The organism is Vibrio sp. 811 (genome assembly GCF_033339195.1).
Genome location: NZ_JAWOUB010000241.1, coordinates 1 through 832 on the forward strand (window position 1 = coordinate 1; position 832 = coordinate 832).

Genomic DNA, 832 nt, shown 5'->3' on the forward strand with positions numbered 1-832 from the left:
GATTGCCATGGTGTCACAGTGGCAGAAAATCGCAGTTGGTGGCTCTGGAAGTTCTAGCAACTTACGTACAGCTTTCGCGCCGCCGTCAAAAGAAAACTCAGTGATAACGCTGTATTGTGGGTCTTTACTGATCCCCGCGCGACGTAAGGCTTGTTGATAACCTTGCTGGCGGAACTGGCACAATACCGCTGTGTCTGGCCCTGAAATTTGTGCTATGCGTTTATGGCCAAGTTGAGTTAGGTAATTGACCGCTTCAAAAGCAGACGTTAGGTTGTCAATGTGTACGGTTGGTAATTCTAGCTCTGGCGCAAACTCACAAGCCATGACCATTGGTGGCAGGTTTTTCTGTTCTGGCTTGCTGACATCAAATGGCAGGTCGGTACCAAGCAGTAACATGCCATCGGCTTGTTTGGTGAACACTAGATTCACAAACGAGCTTTCACGCTTTTTCTGCTGGCCGCTGTCACCGAGCAGTACGAGGTAGCCATGTTCCATAGCGGCGTCTTCGATACCACGAATGATTTCAGAAAAGTAAGGATCACAGATGTCAGGAACGATGGTAACAATCGTTTTTGATTCGTTTCTACGTAGATTACGCGCTAATGAATTTGGAGAATAGCCCGCTTCAAGGACGGCATCTTCGACTCTTTTTCTTGTTGAAGAAGAGACTTTTTCTGGATTCATTAATGCTCGAGATCCCGTAGCTGTCGACACTCCCGCAAGCTGGGCAACATCCTTCATTGTCGCCATAGTGTTTAACCTCTCAAATTTTTGCCAAGATGACGTTATTCCCTGTCAGAAGTCGTAGGTTTTTATCACTGGTAATCAGTGC

The 832-nt window shown here is 46.9% G+C and carries 1 protein-coding gene; it reads right to left on the minus strand.

Annotation, left to right across the window (positions count from 1 at the left end):
- On the minus strand, window positions 1-789 hold a 789-nt coding region (cytR, locus tag R7Q46_RS26085; RefSeq protein WP_318078071.1), incomplete at its 3' end, for a DNA-binding transcriptional regulator CytR.
- Window positions 790-832 lie beyond the last annotated feature (43 nt).